We start from the raw sequence: 7,758 nt of genomic DNA on the forward strand, positions 1-7,758 counted from the left end.
TACACTCCTAGTTTTAATTAGTTGGAAAATAGAAGTTTTTATCTTCCTCCTACACCCATTCCATTAATAACTTTATCAAGCATTTCATCCACAATTGTAATCATTCTTGCCGCTGAATTATATGCCTGCTGATATTTGATTAAGTCAACCATCTCTTCATCAATCGATACACCACTTACAGACATTCTTGTTTGTTCAACAGAATTTTTTAATATTCCTGAAGTCTTTTCCATCCTATTTGCTTCAGAAGCTTGTTCCCCTAATTTGCCGATAACCCCTTGATAAAAGGCTTGGACATTTGTTTTATTTCCGCCAAAATCAAGAATAGAATCCTTTACTTTTGCAAGGTTTAAGGCATTTGTTCCGTTTCCAGCTGAGGACTCTGTAGCAGCTGCTATGTTATCTACATCCTCTAAAATTTCCTTAGACAATACAATACTCCCAGCTGCTCCTTTCGGATTATCAGCTGTTATATTACTATCTGTAAAACTAAAGAAGTCAATATCTCTTGCAGTTCCATCTTCTATTTCATTTAAACTATATCCACTTCGGTGAACCTCATTAAAAGCCGTTGCAAACGTATAGACCATTTCATCTAAATCGTCAAACATAGCATTATATGTGCCCTTTATTTCTCCGCCTTCCATATAACCGTAACCTTCAATTACGCCTTTTAGCTTCCCTTGACTATTTAAGGCCTTGAAATCGTTTAAAGTATATACACCATTTGCAGCATCAGCATCTGAATCTGTTTCAATTCCCTCAAACTTGCTTTTAGCAGTCGGATCATCATTTAGTTTAAAAAATTTAAAAGAGGTAACTGGGCTGTCTAATTCTTCTCTGCTATCATATTGAATATGGATGCCATTTGCTGTTCTTGTTGATGCATCTATTAGTTTAATAGGCTGACCATTAGAATCTGTTAAAATATCACCCTCAGGTGTTGCCATATATACATCATATAATCCCTCAGCACTTGCCCGAGCTAACCCGCCGCTGGACTTAGCTTCTACTTTAATATTCATCATCGTAGAAAGAGAATCAATCAATCTATCACGTTCATCATATAAGTCATTAGGCAAATAGCCATTAGGCTCCACAGCACCTATTTGCTGATTCAATTGATTGATTTGCTTCAACACACTATTAATATTATCTTCTGTATTTTCTAATTCATTTCTATTATCTTTTTGAATTGCTTTTAAAGAAGTATACATATATTTAAACGTATCCGCCAAAGCAGATCCGCGTTCTCTAACAACTCTTCTTGCCCCTTCGTTTTCTGGCTCTGTTGCTAAATCCTGTAAGGAATTCCAAAATTGATCCATACTATTCGAAATCCCTGTTCCAGATAACTCATCCATAACATTTTCCATTTGTGATAACATTTGTGCCTTCGAATCCCAATACCCCAACTTACTAGATTCTTTACGATATTGCATATCGACAAAGCTATCTCTAATCCGTTCAATCTGATCAGCTTGAACTCCAGTCCCCAAATGTCCTGGCATCACTGGACTATTCTGACCAACTGCTGGATATCCTTGTGTTGCAGCTAAACTTACTCTTTGTCTCGTATAGCCTAATGTATTAGCATTTGCAATATTATGCCCAGCTGTAGCAATAGCTGATTGCTGTGTTGTCAAAGCACGCTTTGCTGTTTCTAAGCCCATGAAGGTTGAAACCATTGATTCTCCTCCTAAATCTTTGATTCAAATATCGAAAATCCTTCTTTTGGATAAGGATTTTTCGTCTCTGATCGATTGTAATTATATGTGTCTATATCTGGCTTTAATAAATCAAGCGAGACCTCAATAAATTGCAGAGACTGGTTAATAAGCTGTTGATTTGTATCATTTTGCGTTTTTATTAACCCCAGCACCTCTACCAGTTTCTGTTTTATTTCAATTAATATCTCTTTCGTTTGATCGTCAACCATTTTAATAACATCATTTAATGTTGCCTTCATTAGTTCACTGCCTAAAAAATTATTACAATTCAATTGCAATTCTTGATCCTTTTTTTGAATAGCTTTAATAAACTTTTGTTCTTTTCCTGTGATTACTCGTAATTGATCTGTATCTCCTTTAATAAGTATGTCTTTTTTTTCAAAAGAAAGCTGCAACAGATCTTCATGCAAGGAAAGTATGTCTTTTAATGACGCTTCAATCTTTTCGGTCTGCATCCGAAATCCTCCTATCTTTCCTTAGCTCTTTTTCCAGAATGATAGAATTTTTTCAGCAACTTCTTTGGAATCTACTTGATATGTGCCTTCACTAATTTGCTTTTTTAGCTCCTGAATTTTTTCTAGTCTCACTTCATCTTGTGTACCTTGAAGTTCTAACGCAGCTTTTGATATTTCCACTTTGTCTTCTTTTTTAATGTTTTGTGCATCTACATTTTTTTCCATCTGCTTTTTATATGGGTTTATATTTACTGGATTAAAATTATTAATTTTCATTTTTACACTCCTCTACAGAAAATTTGACCTTACGTTTATATATGGAAATTTACTATACTCATCTTTCAGTTCTTATTCTTCTATCTTCTATATCGGTCAAAATTTTTCCTTTTAAAGACTAAAACTTGTATTTATACAAATTAGACTGATATTCCTATTTCTATTATAACCAGCCTATTCCTATTTCATGTTTATTTTAGTTAAAATATCCCAATATAATAAAAAAGCAGCACTGAATCCGTGGGAATTCACTTGCCGCAATAGTTCTAAATACTCATTCAAGTATATATATTAATTAAAAGACCTTGAATTTCACCAACTGATTGTAATATATCTAAACCGTTTTTTTCTTTGTCTAATAAGGTATTGGTTAATTCCACCAACTTTTTATCCACTTCTTTAACAATTTTATATACTTTCGTTCTTCCTCTGCGATTAAAACCACTTTGCTCTTCTAGTTTCAAGGCATTGTTAACCGCTTCATCCATAAAATCTTTTACCATTTTTTTGTATCTGCGCAAATCATCTACCGTACGGTGTTCCGATAATTTTTTCCCTTGTCCCTCAATTTCTTCTACTAATTTTGATAATTTTTCATAAACTGCCTGTTGACGATTTTTAGAAATAACTTCTTGAAAAGAAATACTCTCTGCCGGCAAATTATCTTTACTTTTTATTTTATCCGTACTTGTCCTCGATACTCTTTGGACTTCCATATATAAACCTCCCTTTCATAATTATAAATATATTTAGATTTCCAAGAGAAGATTGATATTATAGTTAAGTTTATTATTTATTACACACTGATAACATCTATATTATCATAAAACAGAAAGAGAAAAAGCTAGTCCATCTTTTACCAGGACTAGCTTTGATTTAATAATTACGATTGTAGAAGCTGTAGAACTCCATTTGGTAATTGATTTGCTTGAGCCAGCATTGCTTGAGCTGATTGATTCAAGATATTATTTTTGGTAAACTCTGTCATTTCTTGAGCCATATCTGTATCACGGATACGAGATTCTGCAGATGTTAAGTTCTCATTTGTTACTTGCAGATTGCTGATTGTGTGCTCTAAACGGTTTTGGGTAGCACCTAGTTTAGCACGAATGGATGAAATTTGGTTAATCGCTTGGTCAATTTTGAAAATTGATTTGCTAGCATCATCATTTGAAAGAATATTTAAATTATTAATTCCCAGCTTTACAGTGCTTAATTGCGGGATATCAATATTTAGATTTTGATTTGTATTGGCACCAATTTGGAATGTTAGAGCTTTGTTTGTTAAATCAAATTGCGATGCTCCCTCTTTAACATTCGCTCCAAAGGATAGCTTCAATCCGCCGTGCTCAACTTCTCCATTTCTTGTAATAAGCTCTTTCGAGAAAGTAATTGGAGTAGTAGAATCGTCACCATTCACTTTAGAAACAGATAATGTAACTTTAGATTCTATTTGAACTTTAGCTGTACCATTTCCAGTAATTTGGGTTGTGTCTATCTTTATTTTCTTGCCAGTCTCTGTTCCAATTGTCTCTTCTGCACCATCTTCACCGACTACTGCTGCAAGCTGTCCAATAGAAAATCCACTTGGATCAAAAATTTCAATATTGGCGCTTCTTTTTGTTCCATCATCTTGATATCCCGTAACCACCACAGAATATTCTCCTAATGCTAAGTCACTGTCTGGATCCATTGTAAGAACATCTGAGGAACTGATTCCCGCACCTGGCTGATTTAATGTATTAACAAATTGGGGAGTCCCAGAAACAGCCACTTCGTATTTGCCTGTTGCTAAAGTTGGATCTACTACTGTCGGAACCTGCTTTAAGTTTGTTTTTGCCTGTTCTCCATCAAGGAATTGTGTATCAACTGCACTAGAACCATCTAATAGCTTACGTGTATTAAATTCAGTTTTAGCGGCAACACTATCAATCTCTTTTAACAGCTGATCAATTTCTTGTTGAATGGAATTACGGTCTGAATCGGTATTTGTGTCATTTGCTGCTTGTACAGATAATTCACGCATACGTTGAAGCATAGAGTGTACTTCGTTCATTGCTCCTTCTGCTACTTGCATTAAAGAAACGCCATCTAGTGAGTTGCGTTCGGCCATAGATAAACCTTTAATTTGTGAACGCATTTTTTCGGAAATCGCAAGTCCTGCTGCATCATCTGCTGCACGATTGATTCTTAAACCAGAAGATAATCTTTCTAGGTTTTTGGAAGTATTGAATTGGTTTTGATATAGATTACGGTAAGCATTCAGCGCCTGAATATTGTGATTAATTTTCATTTTAATATGCTCCTTTTGTTTTAATTTTTATCATATGTCATGATATTTTTTTCGTATGCCAATGTTTTTTGGCGAAGACCAGTATTTATCTTAGGTGTTTTTTCTTTCATGCTTACAGTCCAAGCTGCAAGCAGTTCTTCTATTATCGTTTTGACTTCTTGGATAATGGATATATCTTTTTTTAAATTGGCATCAATAAGTTTTCCTGCTATATAGTTATATAACATGTCTAGTTGATCGGCGATGATTCCCGCCTCATAATTAATCCCAGCGCCAAGTCTCCAGACAATGTCATTAGCTTTCTTTAATTTTACATTCGCGAGGATATAATCCTTATTCTCTATATTTTCAATTGCCTCTTCTAAATTATTTAGACATGCTTCATATAATAATGCTGTGAGTTCTTGTGGAGATTTTTGATAGAGTACTTCTTCTGAAATAAGGTTAGCCATGTTTTTCCACCTCCAAATGCTCCTGTTTTTTTTATCGGAACATCTTTTAATTTCTTTAATATTTTTTATTCATTTCTTCAATTAATAGAAGAATTTCTGCTATTACGGAATATAATTGAGGAGGAATACTATCCCCTAAGTCCATATCTAATAGATTGGCGACAAGAGAGGAGTCTTCTTGCATATGGATATTATTTTTTTGTGCCAATTCTATTATTTGTTGAGCAACTGCTCCCTTTCCTTGCGCAACAACGGAAGGGGCCGTGCTTTTATCGTCATATTTTAATACTGCTGCAACTGGTCCATTTCTTTCAAAGCGATTTTTTTGATTATAATATCTTGTCATGCTCATATTTGTAAGTTAACTCCTTTCTCTTGTATGAATTCATTAACGCTTGCAAGTCTTTTATTATCTTTTTTCTCTATTGTTTCAGCTGAAGGGTTTGTAAGATGCGTAAAATGGATATTTTGAACCTGATAACCAATCTCTTGTAAACGGTCTACCGCAATTTTAGATAGTGGCGACATTTTCTTTTCAAAATCTGCTGAATCATTTTTTACGGTGATGGATAGATTGCGATCGGTCGCATTTAATAAAATTCCAACATCCCCTAATTTCTTCGTTTCTAAAAGAAAGTAAAGATTGCAATTTTCCCAATCTACTTGCTCTCCTTTTGATTTTGAATTGATAAATACTTGTATATTCTCATTTTTCTCGCCTAACAACATGGGCAAATTAAAGAACATACTTTGCAATTGGCTAGATGAATCTTGCTTATTTAATAATTGTTGTCCGTTAATATTGTTTAATGCCTGTTCCGCCTGCCTGCTTACTGTTTCATCACCTAAATTTTCACTACTTGCTAATTTCAATAATGTTGTCTTCAGATTGTCTTCCTGTTCTTTAGTTGGCGTATGACTTGAAACAAGTCTATTTGCTACATCACTCTCTCGATTTAAGCCGAATGAGCGGATTTTTTCATACATTTGTCGTGAAGAAGGCTCTTCTCCTTCTAATATATAATTCCTTCCAATATCTTCAGATTGTTTTACCAAACTTTTCAATGGAGATACTTCTTCTAATAACGCACTATTCTTTGAAACATAGTGGACAATTTTTTGTTCAGATGGCTTATATTGAATACTATCAACCATCTTTTTCACCTCTGAAACAATTTCAGTTGCTTTGGCAGTATTTCCATTAGAAAGATATTTTTTTGCTTCTGCTAATTGTGAGCTCGCCTGGAGTAGTCGTTTTTCGGTACGCATATCGGCATATAACATTAAATCACTTTTTAAAATTGTTTGATCTAATTTAGCAATTGTACTTTCAATTATTTTTGATGCTTGTGGGATACTCGAATCCTTGTACTTTTCCATTAATTTTTGCGCATTATCTAAATTTCGATAGATTTCTCTCTTAATATCTCTAAATTCATGTGTTGCCTCTGCTAGTTTTTGAGATATTTTTGTTACCAATATATCCTTTGAAGATATTCCCATGGCTTGCAACTGACTATCCCATCGTTTCTCTTCCATATCCACTTGTTTTAGAGAACTATCTTCTCCATAATTTTTGTTTTCTTGTTGTATTGCTGTTTCTACTTCCTGTAAAGCTTTAGAAATGTTTTGTCTTGATGCCATCTCTCTGCCTTTACTATTTAACTCTAATGAAGTATTAATTGCTTTTTCTATCTTTTCTTTTTTATCTAGACTTAAGTTTTCATTTTTACTAAGCTCAGATTTTAAATCATTTAGTGCCTTTTCTAGGATAGGCTCTTTTTGTATTTGTTTAGCAGCTTGTTTGATACTCTCCATCTGTAATTGAGTTGTCGTGTTAGTCTTAGCAGCTTCTCTATTGCTCTCATTTTGTTGAACTTGACTCTTTTCATTAGGAATTTTTGAATTATCCATATCGATAATCTGATTAAGAGCAGTCATTATACGCTCTTTGGCTGCTGCATTTAATTGATCTGCTTGATTAATAACCTGTACCACTTGCTTTACTACTTCCTGTGGCATTTTTGGATTGTTAATAATCGACTCTTTTACCGTTTGGATTGCCTTTTGTAGATTAGGCTCTTGCTTTATTTGGTCTTTCGTTTGAGTTAATTGATCCTGCACGGCTTTGCTTTGGTCTGTTGTTATTGGTTTGGATTGTTGGGCCGTTACGTCTTGTTCGGCCTTTGTGATTGCTTGCACTAATTTCTCTCTGCCCGCATTTTCTTGGCCTAAACGCTGGCTTATTGCTGCTTCTCTTACTGCCTGTTCTACCTGTTTTACTACTTCTGGCGGCATTTTCGGATTGTTGATAATCGTCTCTTTTACCGTTTCGATTGCTTTTTGTAGATTAGGCTCTTGCTTTATTTGGTCTTTCGTTTGAGTTAATTGATCCTGCAGGGCTTTGCTTTGGTCTGTTGTTATTGGTTTAGATTGTTGGGCCGTTACTTCTTGTTCGGCCTTTGTGATTGCTTGCACTAATTTCTCTCTGCCCGCATTTTCTTGGCCTAAACGCAGGCTTATTGTCGCTTCTCTTACTGCCTGTTCTACCT

General features: G+C 34.5%; 7 protein-coding genes and 1 pseudogene. All 8 read right to left on the reverse strand.

Annotated features, from left to right (window positions below; translation table 11 throughout):
• Positions 1-38 precede the first annotated feature (38 nt).
• A complete protein-coding gene (gene flgK, locus BCI01S_RS21005; RefSeq protein WP_061800955.1) occupies positions 39-1,688 on the reverse strand; it encodes a flagellar hook-associated protein FlgK in 1,650 nt (549 codons plus the stop codon).
• An 11-nt stretch (positions 1,689-1,699) separates the two neighbouring features.
• Positions 1,700-2,185, reverse strand: coding sequence for a flagellar protein FlgN (locus BCI01S_RS21010; RefSeq protein WP_061800956.1), 486 nt, complete (start codon positions 2,183-2,185; stop codon positions 1,700-1,702).
• A gap of 21 nt (positions 2,186-2,206) precedes the next feature.
• Complete coding sequence (gene flgM, locus BCI01S_RS21015) at positions 2,207-2,461, reverse strand: flagellar biosynthesis anti-sigma factor FlgM (protein WP_061800957.1); 255 nt, start codon at positions 2,459-2,461, stop codon at positions 2,207-2,209.
• 278 nt (positions 2,462-2,739) lie between these two features.
• Positions 2,740-3,177: a YaaR family protein gene (locus tag BCI01S_RS21020; protein WP_061800958.1), complete on the reverse strand. Its 438-nt coding sequence runs from the start codon at positions 3,175-3,177 to the stop codon at positions 2,740-2,742.
• Between the two features lie 167 nt (positions 3,178-3,344).
• A complete protein-coding gene (locus BCI01S_RS21025) occupies positions 3,345-4,754 on the reverse strand; it encodes a flagellin N-terminal helical domain-containing protein (protein WP_061800959.1) in 1,410 nt (469 codons plus the stop codon).
• Positions 4,755-4,774: 20 nt separating this feature from the next.
• Positions 4,775-5,206 carry a flagellar export chaperone FliS gene (gene fliS / locus BCI01S_RS21030; protein ID WP_061800960.1) on the reverse strand — a complete coding sequence of 144 codons (432 nt, stop codon included), beginning with the start codon at positions 5,204-5,206 and terminating at the stop codon, positions 4,775-4,777.
• Positions 5,207-5,261: 55 nt separating this feature from the next.
• On the reverse strand, positions 5,262-5,558 hold the full coding sequence (locus BCI01S_RS21035; protein ID WP_047944767.1) for an EscU/YscU/HrcU family type III secretion system export apparatus switch protein: 297 nt from the start codon (positions 5,556-5,558) through the stop codon (positions 5,262-5,264).
• Positions 5,555-7,758 (reverse strand): annotated as a pseudogene (locus BCI01S_RS25685) (hypothetical protein); the annotation flags it as partial. The gene BCI01S_RS21035 and the pseudogene BCI01S_RS25685, both read right to left, overlap by 4 nt.

It is taken from the genome of Niallia circulans NBRC 13626 (genome assembly GCF_001591585.1).
Lineage (GTDB): Bacteria > Bacillota > Bacilli > Bacillales > Cytobacillaceae > Niallia > Niallia circulans.

Bases quoted from the DNA above. Each gene is read 5' to 3' on its own strand.
- fliS (WP_061800960.1), bottom strand. From the start codon at position 5,206: ATGGCTAACCTTATTTCAGAAGAAGTACTCTATCAAAAATCTCCACAA.
- BCI01S_RS21035 (WP_047944767.1), bottom strand. From the start codon at position 5,558: ATGAGCATGACAAGATATTATAATCAAAAAAATCGCTTTGAAAGAAAT.
- BCI01S_RS21025 (WP_061800959.1), bottom strand. From the start codon at position 4,754: ATGAAAATTAATCACAATATTCAGGCGCTGAATGCTTACCGTAATCTA.
- flgK (WP_061800955.1), bottom strand. From the start codon at position 1,688: ATGGTTTCAACCTTCATGGGCTTAGAAACAGCAAAGCGTGCTTTGACA.
- flgM (WP_061800957.1), bottom strand. From the start codon at position 2,461: ATGAAAATTAATAATTTTAATCCAGTAAATATAAACCCATATAAAAAG.
- BCI01S_RS21010 (WP_061800956.1), bottom strand. From the start codon at position 2,185: ATGCAGACCGAAAAGATTGAAGCGTCATTAAAAGACATACTTTCCTTG.
- BCI01S_RS21020 (WP_061800958.1), bottom strand. From the start codon at position 3,177: ATGGAAGTCCAAAGAGTATCGAGGACAAGTACGGATAAAATAAAAAGT.